Origin of the sequence: Neobacillus niacini, assembly GCF_030817595.1 — a bacterium.
Lineage (GTDB): Bacteria > Bacillota > Bacilli > Bacillales > Cytobacillaceae > Neobacillus > Neobacillus niacini_G.
This window is the reverse complement of sequence record NZ_JAUSZN010000001.1, coordinates 1,869,562-1,894,993: the sequence shown is the minus strand read 5'-3', so window position 1 is coordinate 1,894,993 and position 25,432 is coordinate 1,869,562. Positions and strand designations below refer to the sequence as shown.

The following is a 25,432-nucleotide window of genomic DNA, read 5'->3' as shown; positions in this document are numbered from 1 at the left end:
TTACTATCTTTGATTCGGGCACTGTTCATCTTTCATTTCGATATTAAATTAAATAAAAGCGTTTGCTAAAATTAAATAAAATCTGATTATTACTTATTGAGAGGATCATAAAAACATGAAAATTAAAAATTTGAAAACGAACCGTATCACAAATCCTCTGGGATTTGATTTAGGAAAACCACGTTTATCTTATGTAGCTTATGACACAACCGCTAAAAAACAAATAGCTGCACAAATTGAAGTTTCACTTAATGAAGATTTTTCGAATATCGTTTTTGATACCGGCAAAACCGAGGAAATTGACAGTCTTGCATTTGAGTTGCCATTAAAATTAGAGCCATATACACGTTATTTTTGGAGAGTTACGGTATGTGGTGATAATGGAGATGTTGCGACGAGTGATCCCGCTTGGTTTGAAACCGCAAAGCTATCAGAGCCTTGGGACGCCAAATGGATTACCCCGGATTTAAACAAGGAGGTTCATCCGGTCCTGAGCAAGGACTTTAGCCTAACAAAAGAAATTGCTTCTGCACGTGCCTATGTTTGTGGTTTGGGTTTATACGAAATGGAGATTAACGGTAAAAAGGCTGGTAATGAATACCTGACCCCTCTTTTTAACGCCTATGACAAATGGATTCAATACCAAACTTATGATATTACTGGATTAATTACAGCAGGGCAAAACGCTGTTGAGGTATCTCTGGGGAATGGGCTTTATAAGGGCCGTTTTGGTTTTGAAGGTGGACAAACTGAAATTTATGGGGACAAATTTGCCCTTTTGTGTGAAATCGTCATCAAGCATACAGATGGGACAGAAACCATTATTCATTCAGATGACTCTTGGAAAGCAAGAAAGAGCCATATTCTTTTCAGTGGCATTTATGATGGCGAAATTTACGATGCAAATTTACTTGATGGAGCCTCCTATGGGGTTAAGAATATCGATTTGGGGTATGAAAAGTTAAAAGCGAGATTGAGCTTACCAGTAGTGGTGAAGGAAGAGTTAAAGCCAATGGAGGTTATCATCACTCCAGCAGGCGAAACAGTACTTGATATGGGTCAAAACATGGTAGGCTGGGTTCAATTTAAGACCAATGCACCTAAAGGAACAGAAATTGTTTTACAGTATGCGGAACTTCTGCAGGATGGCAATTTTTATCAAGACAACTTGCGTACAGCGAAGGCCGAGCACAGATACATATCAAATGGAGAAGATGCTGTGGTAAGGCCGCATTTTACTTATTACGGCTTCAGATATGTAAAAGTCTCTGGCTGGAATGGCGAAGTTTATAAGGATGATTTTATAGGATGTGTCTTATATTCTGATATGGACCAAACGGGCAGTATTGAAACAAGCAATCCATTGGTAAATAGATTATTCCTGAACGCATTATGGGGTCAAAAAGGGAACTTCTTGGATGTACCAACCGATTGTCCTCAGCGGGATGAACGGATGGGGTGGACCGGGGATGCTCAAGTGTTTTCAGGAACTGCTTCTTTCAATATGGATACCTATGCTTTCTTCAGTAAATACGGATATGACCTGGCGAAGGAACAGGCCTCTTTAGGTGGAATGGTGCCAATGGTTGTCCCTATGACTACGGTAAAAGGCGGCGGTTCAAGTGCTTGGGGAGAGGCAGCTACTGTGATACCATGGACTGCTTACCTTCATTATGGAGATAAAGCCATTCTAGAACAGCAATTTGATAGTATGAAGGGCTGGGTTGATTTTATCAAAAGAGCTGATGAGGCTTCAGGTGATAAAAGGCTTTGGACGACCGGATTCCATTTTGGTGACTGGCTGGCATTAGATGGTGATGATCCAAGTTCTCCTATGGGTGGAACAGAAACGGCATTTATATCCTCAGCTTATTATTGCTATTCATCTATGCTCGTAGCTAAGGCTGCAAGGGTAATTGGCAAGGAGGAAATTGCACAAGAGTACGAACAGTTATCCAAAGAGGTTAGGGCTGCTATCCAGGCTGAATACTTTACATCTACCGGGCGTCTAGCCTTGAATACACAGACAGCATTCATTGTAGCATTATTTATGGACCTCGTTCCCGAAGAACATAGAAACAGACTAGCAAATGATCTGCGAGAAAGATTGAAAAAAGATAAGAACCACTTGAAGACAGGATTCGTTGGGACTCCATATTTGTGCAGAGTGCTTTCCGAGAACGGAAACAATGATTTAGCCTATACGCTGCTGCTAAACAAGGATTATCCAAGCTGGTTATATGCTGTAACAATGGGAGCGACCACCATTTGGGAACGTTGGAATTCCGTATTACCAGACGGGAAGATTAGTGGAACAGAAATGAATTCTCTTAACCACTATGCTTATGGTTCGATTGCCGAATGGATGTATCGAAATGTAGCAGGAATTAATCCTGTTGAAGACCAGCCAGGATTTAGACGTGTTCGATTGGCGCCACAGCCGAATTATCGATTAAAGTATGCAAAGGCTTCGCTAGATTCTGCGGCAGGCTTATACGAAAGCCATTGGGAATTGAAAGAAGATGGTCAACTGTCATTTAAATTTGTCATTCCATTCAATTCTGCAGCAACAGTCGAATTGCCGGATGCAAACCTTGAAAATGTTCTATTGAATGGAAGTTCGTTAAAGGATGCAGAAGTTAATGTAAGTCAGCATGGTGAAAAGGTTCATGTTGAGATTAACAGCGGAACGTGGGAGTTCTTCTATACCCCGGAAGTGGAGTATATAAAGTACTACAGTACACACCTGGCATTAGGTGAACTGTTATCCAATGACGAAGTCAAAAATGTTATAACTGAGGTTGCCCCTCAGGCTGCGGGTTTACCGCATGAAATGATTGCTAAACTAGGTCATCAATCATTAAGAGAGTTGTCTCATATGCCATTCCTGCCAATTGCCTCAGAAGTGCTTGATGAATTGGATCGTAAGCTAGGGGAAATTAAGGTTATCGTTTCATAAAAATAATCATATGTAAGGGGGGAGTTTTTCTCCCCCTTCTATTAGGATTTACAACTAACTGTAAAAGGTGGCGTAAAAATGCGTACATATGATAATAGTTTAATAGATAAGCTTCAAAAAGGTACTTCTATTATTGAAAATAACGGAATCCCAGTCATCCTAAAGCCAAGTCCAAGTGAAGAGAGACCAGGGTATATCGATCCGATTGAATTAGGCTTGATGGGAGACCATTGGGCGGGAAGATCCAATGGAGAGGAACCTGCAGAACTGCCGCCAATGGAAGTTTTAATCCCTATTATGAGGGAGAATATGGGGTTTCCCAATTATAATTTAAATACAGTGGAAATCCATACAAAATATGAAAAAATAACGGATAGTGAAAATACTGTTGGCTTATGGCGTTATTATCCGAGGAAGTCTGAAAAGAATCGCAAACGATTGGAGGGGCAGTCTACACCGTAGAAAACGTCTGCAAATTAATTGCTGAGTTAGCGGATGCAGTAGTCTTTAACGTGGATTATTCATTAGCACCAGAAAAGCCGTTTCCCAATGGATTAAATGATAATTATTATGCAGTCAAACATGTATACGATCATGCAGAAGCCTATGGTATTGACCCTGAGAAAATTTCTGTTGCTGGAGATAGTGCAGGCGGAAATTATGCTGCAGCAGTCTGTTTAAAAGCAAAAGATGAAGGAACACCAAAGATTGCCATGCAGGTACTTATTTATCCAGCTGTAACAATGGCTGATGTAAAAGTTGAGGGCTATGAGTGGAGTGAGGACTTCTATGAAATTTCTGAAGACCACAAAGACATTATAAAAAACGGACTACTATCACTTGGAAAACCATCAAAAGCTGAAAAGAATCTCTTCTTGGGAGCTTATATTACTAATAAGTCAGATATTTATAATCCTTACGTTAGTCCGATGCTAGCTAAATCGCATGCAGGACTTCCGAAAGCTATTTTAGTTGGGGCAGAATTTGACGGATTACGTATTCATACAGAATTTTATGCAAAACAGTTACAAGAGTCCGGGGTTGATACGACATGTATTCGTTATAAGGGTATGACACATGCATTTATTGACAAGTTAGGACATGTTCCCCAGGCAGAAGACCTATGTATTGAAATAGCAAATGCTATAAGGAAATTGTAGTAGAAGATTAGTAGAAAAACTTTTAATAATGAAAAAGATTCAGACCCATTTGGTCTGAATCTTTGCATATGGGTTCTATCAATTTTCTTTCCAATCAAAATTTTCGATGAAATGTACGAATGCCTTAACCACATTCCATTCCAAAGACTCTTTATGATAATACATCCACGTTCTTCGCAAAATAGGAGTTCCTTCTAGATCTAATAGATTGATTTTGTATAAGTCTTCAATTCCAGTAACTACTCTGCTCGACAGGATGCCATAGCCTAACCCATTTATGACCATTTCTTTACACGTATCAACTTGGTCGACTTCTATACTGATAAAGGGCGCTTCAGCATAATTTTCAGCCCACCAGTGATCAATGACTGATTTTAATAAATAATCCCCTCTATAATCAATTCTAGGAAGATGAGGAAGGTCTGTCATATCAATCTTATCTTTTGAAGCAATACAGATGGTTTCCTCAAATATTTGATGTTTCGATAAACCTCTCCAACCATAATCTCCTCGAACAAAACTAATATGGACATCTTTATTATGTATTAGTTGAGTTACGTCCCTGCTCCAGCCTGTAACCACCTTGAATTCCACATGGGGATATTGCTGTTTGAATAGTTTCAAAATATAAGGAAGTTCATAATTCGCAAAAAAATTGGATACCCCCAATTTCAACGTACCGGCCACTTCATTGCTTTCGTTATTACTCATATTTTTGACCGTTTCTTTTACCCTTTGATAATGTGCAAGGGCCTCCTCAGCACAATGGACTAGATACTCTCCTTGTGGGGTGAAGTGCACACCCCGGCTTTCACGGGTTATGATTTTAACACCTAGCTCTTCCTGCATATGCTTTAATCGATTCGTTAATGCGGGTTGAGTCAGAAATAATAGTCGAGCTGTTTTAGTTAGATTTTTTTGATGATAAAGCACCTTCAGTATTTCCCAATCACGATAATCCATTGTTCACCCATCTGCCTGATATAATTTTTTTTTATCAATAAATATAATTTTTTATCATTTTCTTTATTTCAATTATTACATTATCCTAATACTGAAGCAATCGATAAATACTTTATTAAATTATCCAATCTTAACATAAAAGAAACTCAAACTTGGGGGTAATGTAATGGGAGTGGAGAACCAACCAAATCCATGGGGAAGATTTAATGGTCCTAACCTTGGCTATGTAATAGAACAATATGAACGGTACTTGAACGGTGCAGAAACTATTGATCCTGAATTAAAAGAGCTTTTTCTTGAATGGGGCTCACCATTGTCTTTTGAGTCAGGTTATAAGAAGGAAACAATCGAACATGAAAAGATTTATCCTACTAATCTGGCAAATATAGAAAAAGTAATGAAAGTGGTAAAACTGCTCGAAAGCATTCGTTCTCACGGACATTTAGTGTCAAAATTAAATCCGTTAGAAGAAAATCAAAACAATCATGAGTTTTTTAACACTGAAAAACATGGAGTTAGTGAGCATGATTTGAAAGCGATTCCAGCTAGATTGGTTTGGGAGGAAGCGCCGGAAGGCATTCAAAACGCATGGGATGCTATGAACCATTTAAAGAATATTTATACCTCTACACTAGCCTTCGAATTTAACCACGTTCATGATATGGAAGAAGTGAAATGGTTAACTCAAATGGTAGAGACGGGTTCACTGCAGAAATCTTTATCAAAAGAAGAGCAAATGAAGCTATTAATGAGTTTGACAGAGGTTGAAGGATTTGAGCAATTCTTGCATAAAACCTTTGTCGGCCAAAAGAGATTCTCCATTGAAGGCGTTGATATGTTGGTGCCCATGCTGGATGAAGCGGTGCGAGAAGGTGTCGGTGAGGGAGTACGCAATGTATTGATCGGCATGGCACATCGCGGCCGCTTAAGTGTTCTTGCACATGTATTAAACAAACCATACAGCAAGATTTTCTCTGAGTTTCAGCACTCTTACGCGAAACAACAAGGTCCGTCAGAAGATTTAGTTGACATTAGTGAGGGCTGGACAGGAGATGTGAAATACCATTTAGGCCGCAATCGTTTCGTCGAAGGCCCTAATGCCTTTAGTACACGTATTACCTTAGCAAATAATCCTAGTCATCTTGAATTTGTAGATCCCGTGGTCGAAGGGTTTACAAGAGCAGCTCAAGAGGAAAGAAAGAAATCCGGGTACCCGGAGCAGGATGTTAAAAAAGCATTTGCGATTTTGGTTCATGGTGATGCAGCATTTCCTGGCCAGGGAATTGTCGCCGAGACATTAAATCTGGGCGGACTAAAAGGATACCGAACTGGTGGAACCATCCATATTATTGCAAACAATATGGTTGGCTTTACGACAGATAGCCACGATTCTCGTTCAACGAGATACTCGAGTGATCTGGCAAAAGGATTTGAGATTCCGATTGTACATGTAAATGCGGATGATCCAGAAGCCTGTCTGGTAGCTGTTCGCCTTGCATATCAATACCGAACGCGTTTTCAAAAGGATTTTGTGATTGATTTAGTCGGATACCGAAGATTTGGCCACAATGAAATGGATGATCCAGCAGTTACCCAACCACAGGTGTACAAAAAAATCGCGAGCCATCCAACTGTAAGAGCATTGTATTCCGAACAGCTGCAAATTAAAGGCATTCTTGATCAAAAAGAAGTAGAGCAAATCAACCTTAACGTCCAAGAGCAGTTGCAAGCGGAATATGACAAAGTGTCAGAGAAGAAGCAGGGTGAATCTCCTGCAGAAGTTGAGGTTCCTGGGGTTATTGCCAAAGGAATTCCACCTTTGGACACAAGCGTGCCGCTTGATACTCTGCGCGAATTAAACTGTGAACTATTGAAATGGCCGGAAGGTTTTCATGTTTATCCAAAATTAAAGCGGATTCTCGAGCGCCGTGAAACAGCACTTGATGAGAACGGAAAAGTAGAATGGGCGGTAGCAGAAGTGCTGGCATTCGCGGCCATGTTAAAAGAAGGAACGCCGATTCGTTTAACAGGTCAAGATTCTGAACGTGGAACTTTTGCACAGCGTCACATTTTGCTCCACGATTCAGAAACGAATGAAACTTTTTCACCTTTACATCATCTTCCACAAGCACGGGCCTCGTTTGGAGTTCATAATAGCCCGCTGTCGGAAGCTGCTGTTGTAGGATTTGAATATGGCTATAACGTATTTGCTCCTGAAACACTTGTCATGTGGGAAGGACAATATGGCGACTTTGCCAACACGGCGCAGCCCCTCTTTGATCAGTTTGTTTCGTCGGCAAGAGCAAAATGGGGTCAAAAATCCGGGCTTACCCTTCTATTGCCTCACGGTTACGAGGGGCAGGGTCCCGAGCACTCCAGTGCCCGACCTGAACGTTTCTTACAGTTGGCAGCCGAAAATAACTGGACAGTAGCTAACTTGACAAGTGCGGCCCAATATTTTCATATCTTGCGCCGTCAAGCATCGATTTTAGGTACTGAGTATGTTCGGCCATTAGTTATATTGACACCTAAGAGCCTGCTTCGACACCCTTTGGTCTCATCACCTGCTACAGCTCTTAGCGAAGGCCAGTTCCAAACGGTTATGGAACAGGAGCTTCTAGGAAAAGAGACGGAGAAGGTAAAACGGTTAGTGTTAACGACGGGTAAGATAGCGATCGATCTCGCTGTAGAAATCGATTCAAGTAAAGAAAAGATAAATTTGGACGAGATACACATCCTGCGCATCGAACAATTGTATCCATTCCCGAAGGAAAAAGTGGAAACCATCATTAACCGTTATCCTAACTTGAGGGAGATTGTATGGGTACAGGAAGAACCGAAGAATATGGGAGCATGGCATTATATTGCACCAACTCTTTATGAGCTTGCTGCAGGCAGCCTGACTGTCGGTTACATCGGGCGTCAGTACCGTTCAAGCACCGCAGGCGGTGACCCATTAGTTCATAAGAAGGAACAGGAACGTATTATCGAACAGGCGTTGAATACTGATAGTATAGTAGTTACTCAGAATCAAGAAAAAGAGTCGTCTAGAAACAGATAAATCATTACTGAAATACTAAGTTAAAATCCTAATTTGAAAGAAGACTTAACCTAATTCCTAGGAGGATATGACACATGATAGAAATAAAAGTACCGGAACTGGCAGAATCCATTTCAGAAGGAACCATTTCTCAATGGCTCATTAATATTGGTGATAAAGTATCCAAAGGGGATAGTGTTGTAGAACTGGAAACTGACAAAGTTAATATAGAATTAAATGCCGAACACTCAGGTGTTGTTACAAAAGTATTAAAAGAACCTGGTGATACGGTAGAAGTTGGTGATGTCATTGCTGTTATCGAAGAGAACGCAGCTGAAGGTGTTATTCCGGCTGTTCCAGCGGCAGCTCCTGAAAAAACGGCTAATGAACCATTAGACCAGCCAAGCGGGCATCAAGAGATAGAACTTCCGAAAACGGATCGTCCGATTGCTTCACCTGCTGCAAGAAAATTGGCAAGAGAACTGGGAATCGATTTAAACCAAGTAAGCACTCGTGATCCCCTTGGCAGAATTAGACCTGATGATGTAAAAGCACATACAAGTACCACTAATGTAAAGGAAGAACCAAAGTTGGAAAAGGTAAGTCAAAATCCAACCTCACAACAAATAGATGCTGATTTTGATAAACCAGTAGAACGTGTGAAAATGTCACGCCGCCGTCAAACAATCGCTAAACGCTTGGTTGAAGTTCAACATACCGCTGCAATGTTAACGACCTTTAACGAAGTTGACATGACTGCTATTATGGATTTACGCAATAAACGGAAAGATGTCTTTTTTGAAAAACATGGTGTTCGACTTGGATTCATGTCATTTTTTACAAAAGCTGTGGTCTCAGCCTTAAAACAATTCCCTCTTTTAAATGCCGAAATTCAAGACGATGAAATCATTATCAAGAAGTTTTATGATATCGGAATTGCAGTTGCAGCACCGGAAGGTCTGGTTGTACCTGTGGTACGAAATGCAAACCATAAAAACTTTGCTGAGATTGAACAAGAAATCAGTGATCTCGGGAAAAAAGCACGTGATAACGCTTTAACTTTAAAAGATTTACAAGGTGGAACATTTACAATTACAAACGGCGGTGTATTCGGTTCTTTAATGTCAACGCCAATTTTAAATAGCCCGCAAGTGGGGATACTCGGTATGCATAAGATTCAATTAAGGCCAGTAGCGATTGATAAAGAACGAATGGAAAATCGCCCGATGATGTATATTGCTCTTTCTTACGATCATCGAATTGTAGATGGAAAAGAGGCTGTTAGTTTCCTTGCTGCAGTAAAAGAATTGTTGGAAGATCCGCACTCTCTATTATTAGAAGGATAGACCAAAATTCTAATATTTGCTAATTATCCAAAGCAGACCGTTTTACGGTCTGTTTTTTTGTGCAAACAAAACCAATAAATATAAATATGTCTAAATGTTAGTAAAACAAAACTAAACAAATGACGTTTGTGGCAATATTGTTAACTAAACAAAAATAAAACAACAATAATTTCTTTGTTTATGTTGATTTATTTTGGTAATCAGGTTAATATTACAGTGTGAAGATGATACATTGATAATTTGACATATAAAATGAAATTTTAAAATAAGGAGAGATTTACCATGAGTATGACAATGATTAAAGATGCGATATATTTAGCACCATTCTTACAAGAAATGTTGGAAACGACCTCTAATTTATACCGTTTAGGCTGGGATGAAAGGAATGGCGGCAATATCAGTTATTTATTACATGAATATGAAGTTCTTCCATTTTTGAATGTAGACGATGTTAAAAGAACAGTATCAATGAACATTGATGCATCAGCACTTGCTGGACGATACTTCATCATTACCGGTTCAGGGAAATTATTTTAAAAATGTAAAAAGAGATCCAGCTAATAACCTAGGTATTATCCGTATTTCTGCTGATGGTAAAAGCTATGAAATTCTATGGGGATTTGAAGACGGTGGAGTGGCAACTAGCGAATTACCAACACATCTTATGAACCATATGAAGCGTTTAGCAGTTGATAAAAACCATCGAGTAATTATGCACTGCCACGCCACCAACCTTATTGCAATGTCCTTTACACATAGTTTAAAGGAAGAAGATTTTACAAAAACCTTATGGGAAATGTGCACTGAATGTCTTGTTGTTTTCCCTGAAGGTGTAGGAATCATTCCATGGATTGTTCCAGGCACAAATGCAATTGGTGAAGCAACAGCTGAAAAGATGGAGGATGTCCGCCTTGTACTTTGGCCTCATCATGGAATCTTCGGCGCTGGTACCACATTAGATGAAACCTTTGGTCTGATTGAAACAGCTGAAAAAGCTGCTGAAGTATATACTATTGTATGTGCTCAAGGCGGAAAAAAACAAACAATCACTGATACTCAGTTGCAAGAGCTTGCAGACGCATTTGGTGTTGTTCCACGCAAAGGAATGTTGAATCTGTAATCAGGTAATTTCTAAGGTATGTTCCTGTAAAAGGGGCATACTTTTTTTGTTCTAATCAGTACAGGGAAATGGTATGATTATATCTTATAAAAAAACACTTGTGAATCAGGAAATAGGTGAAAAGAGTGGACCAGGAACTTCTTAGCGAACTTTTACAACTGACAGATGAAGAGAAAGATATACTTGAACAGCAAACGAAAGTAAGTAAAAACCTATATACCAGTAAGACGAATTTTATTATTGAGAGTGAAAAATTCTTAAGTAAAGATAAGATGATTATGGTTCGGAAGCATACAAGATTTGTGGATTTCCCCTTACATAAACATGATTACATTGAGGTCAATTATGTTTATAATGGAGAATTGCAGCAGACAGTTGGAGGAAGGCAGATTACCTTAAAAAAACGTGAGTTGCTGATCTTAAATCAACATATTGAACATGAAATTAAAGCATGTGACAGAGAAGATATTGTTATTAACTTCATTATTCGTCCTGCTTTCTTTGATTTTATTTTTTCCTATTTAAGTTCTGAAAATATTGTCAGTGATTTTTTGTTGAGCAGCCTCTACAATAACACACAGAATGGGCAATTTCTGTATTTCAAAGTTTCTGAAGTAGAAGCTATACAGGAATTGATAGGAAAAATAATCCACGAAATCATGTATCCGACCACTTTTTCAGAGTCTGCCATCAAGCTTTATATGGGGCTCTTTATGATAGAGTTAATAAAGAATTCTGATCGAGTAGAAAGAAAAGAAGAAGCGTCCATCACTCACTATTTGGTGGTTGAATCGCTTAAATATATTGAGGAACACTACAAAGAAGCCTCTTTATATGAATTAGCAGAGCAGTTAAACCAATCACATTATGGTCTAAGCAAAACCATTAAAAAGGCAACTTCTCGAACTTTTAAAGAGCTTCTCCAAGAGAGAAGGCTGGATAAGGCAAAAGAATTATTACAAGGCAGCGATTTGCCGATTGCTTTAATTGTTGAGCAGGTTGGCTATGATAACATTAGTTATTTTTATCGAATTTTTAAAGAGAAATATGGAAGAACCCCTAAAGAATTCAGAATGAATAAATGATATAATACAATAATATTTTTACATCCTAAGGAGATATCACATCATGAATTTTTCTGCAAAACAAGTTGTCTTTATTAGTTTTATGTTGTTTTCTATGTTTTTTGGTGCTGGAAATCTTATATTTCCTCCATTCCTTGGTCAATCAGCAGGTGATCATTTATGGGCTGCTCTGGCTGGTTTTATCGTGTCGGCGGTTGGACTGCCGATATTAGGTGTAATTGCTGTAGCAAAGGCAGGTAGTTTAAATCAGCTGAATCTTAGAGTTCACCCTATTTTTGCACTCATTTTTCCATTTTTAATTTATATTGCAATCGGTCCGGGACTTGCGATTCCTCGTGCAGGAAGCCTTGCATTTGAAATGGGTGCTGCACCTTTTTTGCCAGAAAATTTTGTTGAAAGTTCGGGCTCTTTATTGATCTATACGATCGTCTTTTTTGGATTAGCCGCTTGGTTAAGTATGTACCCTTCAAAACTTATTAGTCTTTTCGGGAAATTGTTGACTCCTATACTGTTAGCACTCATTGCGATTATTTTTGTAAGGAGCTTATTTGATCCTATTGGTTCATTTGAATCACCGATCGGGAATTATCGAGAGAATCCAATGTTCCAAGGGATTTTAGAAGGTTATTTAACAATGGATGCCTTGGCAGCCTTGGCATTTGGTATTGTAATTGCTAACACGCTGACTGCACAAGGAGTAATCGATTCAAAAAAGAAATCACGTTATATGATGTACGCAGGATTGGGTGCTGGGTTGTTATTGGCCGTGATTTATCTTATCTTAGGATATTTAGGAGCTGGTAGTTCTTCTTTAGGACAAGCTGAAAATGGTGCCATCATTTTGTCCAACATTATGACTTACCTGTTTGGACAAAGCGGAACACTGCTATTAGGTATCGTCTTTACGCTGGCATGTTTTTGTGTATCAATTGGTTTAATTACTTCATGCAGCCAATTCTTCTCCACTGCCATTCCAAAAGTAGCTTATAAAGTATGGGTCGTTATCTTAGCTGTTCTAAGTACTTCAATTGCGAATTTAGGCTTAACTCAAATCCTGCAAATTTCAGTACCTATTCTTGGCATGATCTACCCCATCGCGATTGTACTTATCTTCTTGGGACTCTTTGATAATATGATTAAAAGAAATTCCTATATATACATCACTGTGATAGGTTTTGTAGCTCTATACAGTATTTTGGACACCATTAATAAATCATTACTAAATAACGTATGGAGTGAGGGATTAGAAATTCTTCCTTTCTATATCGAGGGAATCGGTTGGCTAACCCCTGCTGTATTGGGCTTAATTGTTGGCTATCTATTGGGAAAGGTAAAAGGAGCTTCACCTGTAACGAGAACAAATCCATAATATTGTTTGAAAAACGAGAAACCGATTTGTGAGGTTTCTCGTTTTTTAAGTCCTACGTCATAAAGAGTTCCTGAAGCCCAAAAGCGTTGGAAAAAAACGGCCCTCATGAATTGTTCATGAAGCCCATAACAGAGTTGGAAAAGAAAAAGCGGTCCTCATGAATTGTTCATGAAGCCCAAACCAGAGTTGGAAAAGAAAAAACGGTTCTCATGAATTGTTCATGAAGCCCAAACCAGAGTTGGAAAAGAAAAAACGGTTCTCATGATGGGTTCATGAAGCCCAAAACTTAGTTGGAAAAGAAAAAATGGTCCTCATAAGGGGGACTAGAAACCATAGTTGATAAGCGGATCTGGTCCAGTTCTAAAAGGGTAAAAGTTACTGCGTGAATCGCACCTTTATTTTGATAATAATGTGAAACCTTCTGGCAAAGTGGAACGTCCACTTATGCTAAGAAGGTTTTTATTTTTTTCTAAAGGGGGAGTTAGGATGAAGGGTGTTGTTATGGGGTGTATTTTGCTTATATGCTTTCTCCTGGCAGGTTGTAACAATGGCAGTGAGCAAACGAAAGGAGAACCTTAAAAGTAACAAACTCCAGCTGATTGAACATAAATTGGAAATGGTAAATTCACGAACTGTTGAAGCAATCGAAAAGATATATGGTAATGATGAACAAGTTTCCGCTGATTTAAAAAACTATTTCATTAAATAGAACGCACCCGGTAAGTAAAACATAGACTATTTTATCAATATGTAAGGATGTCAGATCATGAGAAGGATAAGACAAGTACAACCCATGATTGGGCAGGCTTGGACGGGAAGACACGTGGTCTTGCTGCATTGTACATTGAATAATCAATTTCTTGATTTATTTAAAAGCTACCACGCGCCGATTGAGCCTCCGCGCGAAAATTGTGCAGAAACATTATCACAATTACTAAGTATCGGCTATCGGATTCATGCGATTACTCCGATTTCACCAAATCAAATTCAATATCTCCTGGTTCTTGAATAAACGTAAGCCGCTTTAGTTATTAGAGCGGCTGTTTCTAATTTACAACAAAGTATAATAGAATTAGAGAGAAGATACAGTAAGGAGAGGATAGTATGCTTTTGACAGTTGATGAAGCAAAAAAATTAGACAGTGAAGACAGCCTATCTAGATTTCGAGAAGAATTTTACATAAAACCAAATACCATTTATTTAGATGGGAATTCATTAGGACTGCTATCTAAAAGAGCAGAGCGTACCCTCTTAGAATCTTTAAATGATTGGAAGGAACATGGAATTGATGGCTGGACGAGAGGGCAGCATCCATGGTTTTTTTTATCAGAAAGATTGGGAGAGATGATGGCACCGCTAGTTGGAGCTGAAGTTGACGAAGTCATTGTAACGGGTTCGACTACCGTAAATTTACATCAGCTTGCCGCTACTTTTTATAAGCCGTCGGGGAAAAAGTCAAAAATTCTTGCGGATGAATTGACTTTTCCATCTGACATTTATGCGCTTCAAAGTCAGCTTCGTATTCATGGCTTTGACCCAGATACACATCTTGTTTGTGTAAAAAGCCGGGATGGACGTCTCTTAGAAGAAGCGGATATTATTGAGGCTATGACCGATGAAATTGCACTGATTATTCTGCCAACGGTACTCTATCGAAGCGGTCAAATCTTAGACATGAAAAGACTAACAGGTGAGGCAAATAAAAGAGGGATCCTTATTGGTTTTGATGGATGTCATTCCGTGGGTGCCATTCCACATTCGTTTAGTGAATGGGGTGTTGATTTTGCCTATTGGTGTAATTACAAGCATTTAAATGGTGGACCAGGGAGTGTAGGCGGATTGTATGTAAATAAGAAACACTTTGGAAGTGCTCCTGGCCTGGCCGGATGGTTTGGTTCTAAGAAGGAAAAACAATTTGATATGGAGCATACGTTAACGCCAGCGGAATCGGCGGGTGCCTATCAAATTGGGACACCACATATTTTAAGCCTAGCACCTTTACTGGGCGCGTTAGAGATATTTACTGAGGCACGGATAGAAAAAATTCGCGAAAAGTCATTGAAAATAACTCGGTTTTTAATGGATTTGATAGACCAAGAGTTATCCGATATGGGATTTAGCGTAGGCAACCCTCAAGAAGATTTGCGTCGTGGAGGTCATGTGAGCCTTGAGCATAACGAGGCTGCTCGTATATGCAAGGCATTGAAAGAACATGGCATTATTCCTGATTTCCGAGCACCAAATATTATTCGTCTCGCTCCTGTGGCGCTTTATACCTCTTATAGCGAGGTTTGGACTGCAGTTCAGGTACTTAAGAAAATTATGGTAGAAAAGCAGTACGAAAAGTTTAAGAATGAACGCGAAGTTGTAGCATAAAGGTTGATTGTATCAAAATGTGGGGGGGGCGGCTAAACATGACATCACCCGAAGAAAACAGGAAACTAGAATTAGAAAAAAGTATTCAAACAGATTTCCAAAAAGCGATGTCTTATGGGGATTACCTTCATCTTGATAAAATATTATCTAGTCAACATCGTCTTTCTGACCACCATGATGAGATGTTATTTATTATTATCCATCAAACGAGTGAATTATGGATGAAATTAATTGTTCATGAATTAACGGAGGCTATCCAGTTTATTCGCCAGAACGATTTGGAACCATCCTTTAAAATTCTGTCGCGTGTTTCGAGAATCCAGCAGCAATTAATTCAATCATGGAGTGTTCTTTCTACCTTAACACCTTCTGAATACCTGGAGTTCAGGGATAAATTAGGTCAATCCTCTGGTTTTCAGTCTCATCAGAACCGCTTGATAGAATTTGCATTAGGTAATAAAAAAGCTCATACTCTAGCAGTCTATCAGCATCAACCAGAACTATATAAAAAAATGCACCAGGCACTTCATAAACCAAGCATTTATGATGCCGCTATCCAAGCACTTGTAGCTCGCGGAATTCGTGTTGATGATGAGGTCTTAAATCGTGATTTATCAAAAAACTATGAACCCAATCTCAGTGTCGAAGAAGCATGGCTGACAGTCTACCGGAATGTTGACCAATATTGGGACTTATACGAGCTAGCTGAGAAGTTAGTAGATATTGGCCATCAACAGCAAATATGGCGATTCAATCATATGACTACGGTAGAAAGAATCATTGGTCATAAACAGGGTACAGGGGGATCATCTGGTGTAACTTATTTAAAAAGGGTTCTAGACCAACACTTTTTTCCGGAACTTTGGAGCATAAGAACCAAGTTATAGAAATAAAGAGGCTGGGACAAAACCCTCCTCTGGAATGAAAAAGCCGGTGAAATTTTACTCGTCGTAAAATTTCACCGGCTTTATTTTTTTCAATAAAATAAGGACAACTTCTGATAAAATTAAGTTACCACACAAAATAAAATCAGAAAGAAGTGTCCTTATGTTTAAAAATTATATCATGAATCAATTAGTTTTGCCTTTAGATTTAGAAGTAAAATTAAAAAATAATGATATTGCCTTCCATGTCCATCATTTAGTTGAAAGTATCCCTCAGGAAGCGTTGGAACCATTTCTTCGAAATGAGGGCTGTCCTGCCTACCATCCACGCATGATGCTTAAAATAATCTTATGTGCCTATACGCAATCTGTCTTCTCAGGGCGCAAAATTGAAGCCCTATTAAAAGACAGTATCCGTATGATGTGGTTGGCTCAGGGGCATGAACCAAGCTACCGTACAATCAACCGATTCCGTGTTCAATCAGAAGTGAAAGAATTAATTCGCCAATGTTTCGTCCAATTCCGTTGCCAATTAGTCGAAGAAAAACTTATCGATCAAGATGCAATTTTTATTGATGGCACAAAGATTGAAGCGAATGCGAATAAGTTTACGTTTGTCTGGAAGAAATCGATTGAGAAATATCACACAGCATTAATTGAAAAGTCAAATGAACTATACAACGAGCTACTTGAAAAGGAAATCATACCTGAGATTGAACGAGAAAGTGAAGAACAGTTATCGCTTGAGGAACTTGGTCAAATGGTTCAAAAAGTAGATGATATGGTTACCGAGTATGACAAAAAAATAGAAGCATCGTCAGACGTAGTGGAACGAAAGGCGTTAAGGAGTGAGAGGAAATATCCCAAGCAGGTGCGCAAACAGTTGCTTGATTACATCTTGCGAACACAGAAATATCAACGAGATTTCGAAATCTTTGACACACGTAATAGTTATTCAAAAACAGATCACGATGCGACGTTCATGCGCATGAAAGATGATTATATGAAAAATGGTCAATTGAAAGCTGGTTATAATGTACAACTCGCAACCGAAGGTCAATACGCACTTGCCTATAGTTTATTTCCAAATCCGACAGACACACGAACGTTAATCCCGTTCCTGGATGAAATTGAGCAACATTATTTTAAGTTACCAAAGCATATTGTCGCAGATGCAGGTTATGGCAGTGAGCAAAATTATGAAGATATCCTTTCCAATCGTAAACGAGAAGCGCTCATTACATATAACATGTACTTGAAAGAGCAAAATAAAAAATATAAACAAAACGAATTCAATCCAGACAACTGGCAGTATAATGAAGGAGATGATATATACATTTGCCCGAACCAGCAACGCCTTGTATTTAAATATTCTTCTGTACGCACGGATAAAACAGGTTTCAAACGAGAGTTTAAAATCTATAAATGTGAAGACTGTTCGGGATGCCCATTCCGTTCATCATGTACGAAGGCAAAAGAAGGCAATAATCGAACGTTAATGGTGAACAAGAAATGGGAACAACAAAAAGAATATGTGAGAGCGAAGCTTTCAGAAGAAAAAACGAGTGCGATCTATCGAAAACGCAAAATCGATGTGGAGCCAGTTTTTGGATTCTTGAAGGCTAATTTGCGTTTTACTCGATTTTCTGTACGTGGAAAATCGAAGGTTGAAAACGAAATGGGACTAGCGTTAATGGCCGTGAATTTACGAAAATTCACGGCTAACAGCTAAGAATAAACAACAATTATGAATAAAAATAGAAAAAGGTGAAATTGAGCACACTCAATTTCACCTTTTTCACTATTTGAAGCTAGTTATGTCCCAGCCTCTCAGACTGTCGACAAATCCGAAAAAATACGGGTTTGCCGGCAGTTTTTTTGTATAATTAAGGTACAAAGATTTTAATGGGGTGGATGAAATGCTTACTAAAAATACACAGACAAATCGTGACCAAATAGAAATGATTGCTTTAGAACAACTAGTACCTGTAAACCATTTGGTCCGCAAAATCGAAGCGGCTATTGATTTTTCATTTATCTATTCACTCGTTCAAGACATGTATTCTTCTGAACGGGGACGTCCGAGTATTGACCCTGTAGTATTGATTAAGATGGCTTTCATCCAATATACCTTCGGTATTCGCTCCATGCGTAAAACTATTGAAGAAATCGAAACCAATACGGCATATCGATGGTTTTTAGGCTTTGGTTTTTATGATAAGGTACCTCACTTTTCAACTTTTGGTAAAAACTACGAGCGACGCTTTAAGGATACCGATTTATTTGAGCAGATTTTCTATCGAATTTTGAAGGAAGCCTCAGAGAAGAAATTGATTAGTAGTGAGCACGTATTTATTGATTCTACTCATGTAAAGGCTAGCGCAAACAAGAAGAAATTTGAGAAGAAAGTAGTTAGAAAAGAATCGAAAGCATATGAGGCACGTCTACAAGAAGAGATCAATAAAGACCGAGAAGATCACGGAAAAAAGCCATTTCCTCCAGATAAGTTTGATAAAGAAGAATTAAAAGAAATTAAAGAAAGCACGACTGACCCAGAGAGTGGTTATTACGTAAAGGACGAACGAACGAAACAGTTCGCATATTCATTTCATGCAGCTGCGGATCGAAATGGTTTTGTTTTGGGGGCAATTGTAACGCCGGGGAATATTCATGATAGCGTTGTTTTCGAGCCACTACTCGAGAAGATAATAGAGAAACATGGAAAACCTGAAGCTGTTGCGGCTGACGCTGGTTATAAAACATCTCCAATTGCCCAATATGTATTTGAACACGATATGACACCAGTTCTACCATATACTCGCCCTCGTACAAAAGAAGGTTATCTTAAAAAACAAGAGTATGTTTACGATGAGTACTACGATTGTTATATCTGTCCGCAAGGACAAGTATTGAAATATTCAACGACGACGAAGGATGGAAAGCGCCAGTATTTCTCTAATCCGATTGAATGTCAAAATTGTCCATTGCTTTCCCAATGCACTCAGAGTAAAGAACATAAAAAACTCATTGAGCGTCATGTGTGGGAACACTATTTGGAGGAAGCGGATCACCTTCGTCATACTCAAGAGAATAAAACCATTTATGCACGTCGTAAAGAAACGATTGAACGTGTCTTTGCGGATGCTAAGGAAAAGCATGGTATGCGTTGGACAACCTTAAGAGGTTTAAAAAAATTGTCCATGCAGGCGATGCTTACTTTTGCTGCCATGAACTTGAAAAAGATGGCCAACTGGACCTGGAAAGGTCCAGAAATGGCGTAATAATAGGCATAGGATAGGTCTAAATATTGCTCTTACGAGCAAATTTCCAACGTAAAGGCACCCGAATGAGCTTATTCGGGTGCCTTTTGTCTACAATCTGAAATCCACCATTTAATGGTGGATTTTTTATTAATTAATACAAATTTACAATGTATTCAGATAAAATGAATTATATCATTCTAAGAAAAAGGTGAGATAATATGCTTCATGAAAAAATAGAAATAAAATATGAACAGGATACCGCAACTTTGTACACATACATACTAGAAAATTCTCCAGAAATTGATCCGAATCGAAAGAGACCAATGATTGTCATATGTCCAGGAGGAGGGTATCAATATACATCTGAACGAGAGGCAGAACCAGTGGCGATTCGCTTAAACGGTATGGGTTTTCATACATGTGTCTTAAAATACAGTGTAAAACCTGCAGTATTCCCAACCGCACTATGTCAATTGGCGAAAGCAGTCGGTAAAGTGCGAGACCATGCAAACGAGTGGAATGTAGATACCAATAAAATAATTGTTCTCGGTTTTTCGGCTGGCGGTCATTTGGCAGCAAGTCTTGGTGTATTCTGGGACAAGGAATTTTTAACCGAAGAGCTTGAATACTCGAAAGAACAAATTACTCCAAACGGTTTAGTCCTATGTTATCCAGTCATTACATCAGGACAAAATGCACATCGTGGTAGTTTTGAAGCATTATTAGGAGATAAGTGCCAAGATGATGAAAGTTTAGACTTGGTATCATTAGAGAAACAGGTTACGACTAATACTCCTCCAACTTTCTTATGGCATACGTTTGAGGATATAGCCGTTCCTGTTGAAAATAGCTTTATGTTTGCAGAAGCGCTTTTAAACAATAAAGTACCTTTGGAAATGCATATTTACCCTAAAGGGGTCCATGGATTGTCGCTAGGAACGGATGAGACGAAAAGAGTGGATAATGAACTACACCTGCAGCCTGAAGTAACGAATTGGATTGATATGGCAGAACGCTGGATAAAAGGACTATAATTTTAATGTGTAAACAATAAGAATTCCAAACAATAGTATGATATTTGCATGTTTATATGAAGTGTTAATGATTATGCATCCACGCTTATCTTCTTTTGTATTGATAAGAAAAATGATCTAATAAATGCTGATATACAAACGAAATGGAGTTTTTAATCATGAAGCCAAAAGTAATTGTTTATAAAAAAGTAGATAAAAAAGTATTGGAACTACTTGCAGAAACCTGTGAGGTTATTTATTTTGAGAACCTGGATTCAGAAACCTATCCTGTATTTCTTAACGAACTCGAGGAGGCACAAGGTCTTTTAGGTTCGGGACTAAAAGTAGACAAAGAGTTATTAGATCAAGCACCACAATTGAATATAGTCTGCAATATATCTGTCGGTTACGATAATCTTGATTTGACCGCTTTGGAGGAAAGGGGGATTATTGCCACCAATACCCCTGATGTTCTTAACGACACGGTAGCTGATACGATTATGGGATTGATTCTCTCTACTGCTAGAAGAATTCCGGAATTAGATCAATGGGTTAAAACGGGACAGTGGGAATCTGGTCTTGCAGAAAAGTGGTTTGGCCTCGATGTCCATCATAAAGTGTTGGGGATTATTGGAATGGGTGGCATTGGATCCACTGTGGCTAAAAGAGCACATTTTGGATTTGATATGGAGATTATCTATCATAATCGTTCCCGGAACGAAGAGGCGGAAGACAAATACGGGGCCGTATACTGTTCAATGGAGGATTTGTTAAAGAAATCAGATTTTGTTTGCTTAATGACACCTTTGACTCCAGAGACGGTAAATTTGATAGGTAAAAGAGAATTCGAATTTATGAAAGAGTCAGCCATTTTTATCAATGCTTCAAGAGGGAATACTGTCGATGAAGAAGCATTAATTGAAGGGCTTCAAAAAGGACAAATATATGGTGCAGGACTAGATGTCTTTGTTCAAGAGCCAGTGCAAAAGGATAACCCTCTTCTTTCCATGAAGAATGTCGTTACACTGCCCCACATTGGATCCGCCACCTATGAAACCCGATTAAAAATGGCCATGACAGCAGCCACTAATTTAGTGAAAGCATTACAGGGAGAAACACCGCCAAACTTAATAAAACAATAGCAAAGTAAACCTCGCCTAGTATAACTGGCGAGGGTGTTTTAATTCATATGGTTTTAAAAACATTACTTACAAGTTTATTAATAAATAAGCTGCATTGTTCAGCGATCATCTCTTTATCATTGTCCATGCTGGCAACGTGATAAGAATTATATAACGGAAGCACTTCCTTTATTTCTGATTGAATAGCTGACAAAATATAATTAGTGTTTTCAGGTGGAACCACGTGGTCTTCTTCTGAACGAAATGCCAGAACTGGGCAAGCAACACTTGATAGTCTATCCCTTGTAACATCCATTAAAGCAAATAGCTGATGCATGGACCGTACTGGTGCTTTTGAATACGTAATTTCATGAACATTTTTTGCTTTGATATCTGGTTCTCCTTCATGAACATAACGGGGAGTTTCTTTATTTTTATACATTTCCATCGGAGGAATGGAGTTGATTGCTGCATTAATTAACATGATTCCCTTAATATTTTTATACTTTTGAGCTAGATTTAATGTTAAAGTCCCACCCATTGATTGGCCAATGACAAAGATGTCAGAGCAATGTTGTTGTAGAAATTGAAAACCATCTTCTATACTTTTTATCCAATCTTGGTAACTGCACCTTTCCATATCCTCATAATGTGTCCCATGTCCTTTTAATCTAACTCCATAGACTGTGAAACCTTTAGATGCAAGGTATTCACCTAAATAACTGACACTCTGTGGTGTTCCAACAAAACCATGGGAAATTAAAATCCCAATTTCATTTCCTTTAAAGAAAAAAGATTCAGCTCCACCTAACACGGGATATTGTTCAATCATTTGTAAAACTCCTTCCTTATATATGTAATAGAAGTAAGTATTAAAAAAACACCTCCTTTTAAACAAGAGGTGCCTTTTGATGTCAAATCGGCGAATTAATAGTAAGTATCTTTACAATATACCTATAATTCCGATGTGTCAAGTTGGTTTTAATCGAAATTTCCAGAAGATTTATTCGATTATTAAAAAAAAGATGTGCAGCTTCTTTTTTGGAATCCTAATCCACTGTTAAGTAAACACTAAAATTTAAATATATTAAGTGAATTTTTGGAGGTATAGGTATGAGTCGACTAGACAGGCTCAAAATGGGGAAAGTGGAAACAAAGCACTTCCAACAGTTTAATGAGTTATTGAGGTATGTGTTTCAAGTCACCAAAAAAGATTTACAAATGGTGGGCTGGGAGGAACGAGAGATTGCCTTAGCAAAAAAACCGGTTTTGGATCAGGCGGATGTGATTGGCTGGTTTGATGGAGAGAAACTTGTCTCACAGCTGGCGGTCTATCCTTTTCAAGTAAATATTTTTGGACGGACATTCGAAATGGGCGGTTTGACCGGAGTCGGCACCTATCCGGAATACGCTAACATGGGACTAATGTATAAATTAATGCGACAGGGACTTGCGGATATGCAGGCAAGAAAACAATCAATTTCTTATTTATTTCCTTATTCTATTCCATATTACCGCCGAAGAGGATGGGAAATCATATCGGATAAAATGACCTTTGAAGTGAGAGACGTCCAATTACCAAAGATAAGGAAAGTTCCTGGTTATGTAGAAAGATTAAATATCGAGCATTCAGATGTAAGAACTGTTTATAAACTTTTTTCTAGTAAAATGCATGCAGCGATGATACGCAATGAGTTAGCCTGGGATGAATATTGGAGATGGGATGTAGATGAGCTAACGGCAGCTGTTTATTATGATCACACACACAAGCCACATGGGTACTTGCTGTACTGGATCTCTGAGGATGTTCTCCATATTAAAGAAATGGTCTATATGGATGAAGAGGCACGAATTGGCCTTTGGAATTTCATTGGGGCCCATTTTTCTATGGTTTCAAAGGTGGTTGGCAATATTTTTATGAATGAGCCATTAGCCTTTTGGCTGGAAGACGGAGATATCAAAGAAACTATTTCCCCTTATTTTATGGCCCGTATTGTTGATGCGAAACAATTTATTGAACAGTATCCTTTTAGAGCTACAGGAACTGAAAGGAAAATAACACTTTTGCTGGAAGACCCCATGCTGGAATGGAACCAAGGGATATTCACACTTCTTGTTTCAGGTAATGGCCAAGGAAAATTCCTACAAAGTGAGGATAACCCTGCTGTTTCACTTGATATTCAGACACTAACAACAATGCTGCTTAGTTACAAAAGACCATCATACCTGGCTGCTATCTCTCGATTGAAGGGTGACGAAGCTGCTGTAGACATTTTAGAGAATATCATCGAAAGGCAGACCCCTTATTTTTCAGATTACTATTAATCTAAATGTGCTGTGAGGAGAAAAACAATGGAAAACCTTGATTCTTTCGAGACAGATAAAAAGATATGCATGCATTATGAGGATGACAGGGAACGTTTTGAGGGTGCAGTTGTTCCGCCAATTTTCCAAAATACGTTATTCACCTACCAGACATTTGAAATGATTACGGACGCTCTCCAAAGTGAACACTCCTTTTATGTTTATGGGAGGGGAACAAATCCTACAGTTGAAATTGTAGAAAAGAAGCTTGCCGCATTAGAAAGAGGCGATGTATGTAAACTTTTTTCTACTGGAATGGCTGCCGTTAGTGCTGCGTTAATCAATAGTGTAAAAAGCGGTGATCACGTTCTATGTGTCAGTAATCTTTATTATTCAACAATGGAACTTTTGAAATATCTTGGGAAATTTAATGTCAGCCATTCTGTTATTTATTCGACTAAAACAGATGATATTAAGGCCGGCTTACAACCGAACACTAGGGTGATTTTTTTAGAAAGTCCAACGGATATGACATTCAGATTGGTTAATCTAGATGAAATTGCAGACTTTGCAAGGAAAATCGGAATTCGCACCATCATTGATAACACATGGGCAACTCCGCTATTCCAAAAACCCCTTACAAAGGGGATAGATGTCGTCGTTCATTCTGCCTCAAAGTATCTTGGGGGGCATAGTGATGTCTTAGGGGGGGCAGTCGTTACAAGTAAGGAAATCATGAAAACGATTTTTAGGAAGGAATATTTGCTTATGGGTGCTGCTATGCCTCCCAATGAAGCATCTCTTTTGCTCCGCGGGCTTAGAACGTTACCATTTCGAATGCAAGGACACCAAGAAAATGCGTTAAAAGTGGCTAGATTTTTACATAATCATCCTACAGTTGAAAAAGTGAACTTTCCCGGTCTTGAAACACACTCGGATTATCATTTGGGGACAAGCCAATTATCAGGGTACAGCGGATTAATGAGTATCGAGCTAAAACAAGCTGATTTTAATCACGTAAAAACAGTACTAAACAAGATGAAGATTTTTAAAATAGGTGTCTCTTGGGGATCTTTTGAAAGTCTAATACTCTCGCCTAACCTTGGGAATAATGAAGGGAAATTGGTAAACGAACATATTAGCCCAGGTTCGATCCGCCTTGCAGTGGGGCTTGAAAATGCTAATTCATTAATAGATGACTTAGAGCAAGCATTAAGTGAATAAAAGAAAAAGGTGATTATATGAAGGACCATGATAAAGAACCGCAATTTCAAAGTGGTGAGAATGTTAAAAAGTCTTTAAAAGGATTATATGGATTAGATCCAGAAATGAGTTTACTATCAGTCAGTTTCGCTACCACTGAAAATCCCTATTTAAATGAACATTATCAAGAGGATTCCAAAGAAATGAGCTCGAATAAGTGAATGAT

At 38.5% G+C, this 25,432-nt stretch carries 20 protein-coding genes and 1 pseudogene; 19 read left to right on the top strand and 2 right to left on the bottom strand.

Features of this window, described 5'->3' with window-relative positions; all coding sequences use genetic code 11:
• Positions 1–115: 115 nt before the first annotated feature.
• From QFZ31_RS09455 to QFZ31_RS09445, 3 genes are all read left to right on the top strand, one after another.
• A complete protein-coding gene (locus QFZ31_RS09455; RefSeq protein ID WP_307302706.1) occupies positions 116–2,959 on the top strand; it encodes an alpha-L-rhamnosidase in 2,844 nt (947 codons plus the stop codon).
• Positions 2,960–3,037: 78 nt separating this feature from the next.
• Positions 3,038–3,421: a hypothetical protein gene (locus QFZ31_RS09450; RefSeq protein ID WP_307302705.1), complete on the top strand. Its 384-nt coding sequence runs from the start codon at positions 3,038–3,040 to the stop codon at positions 3,419–3,421.
• Entirely contained in the window at positions 3,397–4,119 is a 723-nt protein-coding gene (locus QFZ31_RS09445) for an alpha/beta hydrolase (RefSeq protein ID WP_307311458.1), read from the top strand. The genes QFZ31_RS09450 and QFZ31_RS09445 overlap by 25 nt, the downstream gene beginning before the upstream one ends.
• A gap of 78 nt (positions 4,120–4,197) precedes the next feature.
• Here the strand turns inward: QFZ31_RS09445 and QFZ31_RS09440 are convergent, their stop codons facing one another.
• Positions 4,198–5,082 carry a LysR family transcriptional regulator gene (locus QFZ31_RS09440; protein ID WP_307302704.1) on the bottom strand — a complete coding sequence of 295 codons (885 nt, stop codon included), beginning with the start codon at positions 5,080–5,082 and terminating at the stop codon, positions 4,198–4,200.
• Between the two features lie 166 nt (positions 5,083–5,248).
• Between QFZ31_RS09440 and QFZ31_RS09435 the strand changes: the two genes are divergently transcribed.
• The 13 genes and pseudogenes from QFZ31_RS09435 to QFZ31_RS09375 all read left to right on the top strand — a co-directional run bounded on the left by QFZ31_RS09435 (position 5,249) and on the right by QFZ31_RS09375 (position 21,720).
• Positions 5,249–8,143 (top strand): 2-oxoglutarate dehydrogenase E1 component, encoded by a 2,895-nt coding sequence (locus QFZ31_RS09435; RefSeq protein ID WP_307302702.1) that lies wholly within the window; start codon positions 5,249–5,251, stop codon positions 8,141–8,143.
• A 74-nt stretch (positions 8,144–8,217) separates the two neighbouring features.
• The gene (gene odhB / locus QFZ31_RS09430) at positions 8,218–9,468 is read left to right on the top strand and encodes a 2-oxoglutarate dehydrogenase complex dihydrolipoyllysine-residue succinyltransferase (protein WP_307302701.1); all 1,251 of its coding nucleotides are present in this window, start codon (positions 8,218–8,220) and stop codon (positions 9,466–9,468) included.
• Positions 9,469–9,762: 294 nt separating this feature from the next.
• Positions 9,763–10,588, top strand: a pseudogene (gene rhaD, locus QFZ31_RS09425) (rhamnulose-1-phosphate aldolase).
• A gap of 125 nt (positions 10,589–10,713) precedes the next feature.
• Positions 10,714–11,673 carry an AraC family transcriptional regulator gene (locus QFZ31_RS09420; RefSeq protein ID WP_307302700.1) on the top strand — a complete coding sequence of 320 codons (960 nt, stop codon included), beginning with the start codon at positions 10,714–10,716 and terminating at the stop codon, positions 11,671–11,673.
• Positions 11,674–11,716: 43 nt separating this feature from the next.
• Entirely contained in the window at positions 11,717–13,042 is a 1,326-nt protein-coding gene (brnQ, locus tag QFZ31_RS09415) for a branched-chain amino acid transport system II carrier protein (protein WP_307302698.1), read from the top strand.
• Positions 13,043–13,589: 547 nt separating this feature from the next.
• On the top strand, positions 13,590–13,751 hold the full coding sequence (locus QFZ31_RS09410) for a hypothetical protein (RefSeq protein WP_307302696.1): 162 nt from the start codon (positions 13,590–13,592) through the stop codon (positions 13,749–13,751).
• A gap of 57 nt (positions 13,752–13,808) precedes the next feature.
• Positions 13,809–14,054 (top strand): hypothetical protein, encoded by a 246-nt coding sequence (locus QFZ31_RS09405; RefSeq protein WP_307302695.1) that lies wholly within the window; start codon positions 13,809–13,811, stop codon positions 14,052–14,054.
• 92 nt (positions 14,055–14,146) lie between these two features.
• Positions 14,147–15,418 carry a kynureninase gene (kynU, locus tag QFZ31_RS09400; RefSeq protein ID WP_307302693.1) on the top strand — a complete coding sequence of 424 codons (1,272 nt, stop codon included), beginning with the start codon at positions 14,147–14,149 and terminating at the stop codon, positions 15,416–15,418.
• A gap of 38 nt (positions 15,419–15,456) precedes the next feature.
• Positions 15,457–16,305, top strand: coding sequence for a tryptophan 2,3-dioxygenase (kynA, locus tag QFZ31_RS09395; RefSeq protein WP_307302692.1), 849 nt, complete (start codon positions 15,457–15,459; stop codon positions 16,303–16,305).
• 160 nt (positions 16,306–16,465) lie between these two features.
• The gene (locus tag QFZ31_RS09390; RefSeq protein WP_307302690.1) at positions 16,466–18,034 is read left to right on the top strand and encodes an IS1182 family transposase; all 1,569 of its coding nucleotides are present in this window, start codon (positions 16,466–16,468) and stop codon (positions 18,032–18,034) included.
• Between the two features lie 187 nt (positions 18,035–18,221).
• A complete protein-coding gene (locus QFZ31_RS09385; protein ID WP_307302353.1) occupies positions 18,222–19,583 on the top strand; it encodes an IS1182 family transposase in 1,362 nt (453 codons plus the stop codon).
• A 200-nt stretch (positions 19,584–19,783) separates the two neighbouring features.
• Positions 19,784–20,599: an alpha/beta hydrolase gene (locus tag QFZ31_RS09380; RefSeq protein WP_307302687.1), complete on the top strand. Its 816-nt coding sequence runs from the start codon at positions 19,784–19,786 to the stop codon at positions 20,597–20,599.
• Between the two features lie 158 nt (positions 20,600–20,757).
• A complete protein-coding gene (locus QFZ31_RS09375; protein WP_307302685.1) occupies positions 20,758–21,720 on the top strand; it encodes a 2-hydroxyacid dehydrogenase in 963 nt (320 codons plus the stop codon).
• A gap of 43 nt (positions 21,721–21,763) precedes the next feature.
• Here QFZ31_RS09375 and QFZ31_RS09370 read toward each other — a convergent pair whose 3' ends face one another.
• A complete protein-coding gene (locus QFZ31_RS09370; RefSeq protein WP_307302684.1) occupies positions 21,764–22,531 on the bottom strand; it encodes an alpha/beta hydrolase in 768 nt (255 codons plus the stop codon).
• A gap of 281 nt (positions 22,532–22,812) precedes the next feature.
• Here QFZ31_RS09370 and eis point away from each other — a divergent pair, with 281 nt between their 5' ends.
• The 3 genes from eis to QFZ31_RS09355 are packed head-to-tail and all read left to right on the top strand — an operon-like array spanning position 22,813 to position 25,427.
• The gene (gene eis, locus QFZ31_RS09365) at positions 22,813–24,024 is read left to right on the top strand and encodes an enhanced intracellular survival protein Eis (RefSeq protein ID WP_307302683.1); all 1,212 of its coding nucleotides are present in this window, start codon (positions 22,813–22,815) and stop codon (positions 24,022–24,024) included.
• A 27-nt stretch (positions 24,025–24,051) separates the two neighbouring features.
• On the top strand, positions 24,052–25,227 hold the full coding sequence (locus tag QFZ31_RS09360; RefSeq protein WP_307302682.1) for a trans-sulfuration enzyme family protein: 1,176 nt from the start codon (positions 24,052–24,054) through the stop codon (positions 25,225–25,227).
• Between the two features lie 17 nt (positions 25,228–25,244).
• A complete protein-coding gene (locus QFZ31_RS09355) occupies positions 25,245–25,427 on the top strand; it encodes a hypothetical protein (protein ID WP_307302681.1) in 183 nt (60 codons plus the stop codon).
• Positions 25,428–25,432: the final 5 nt, after the last annotated feature.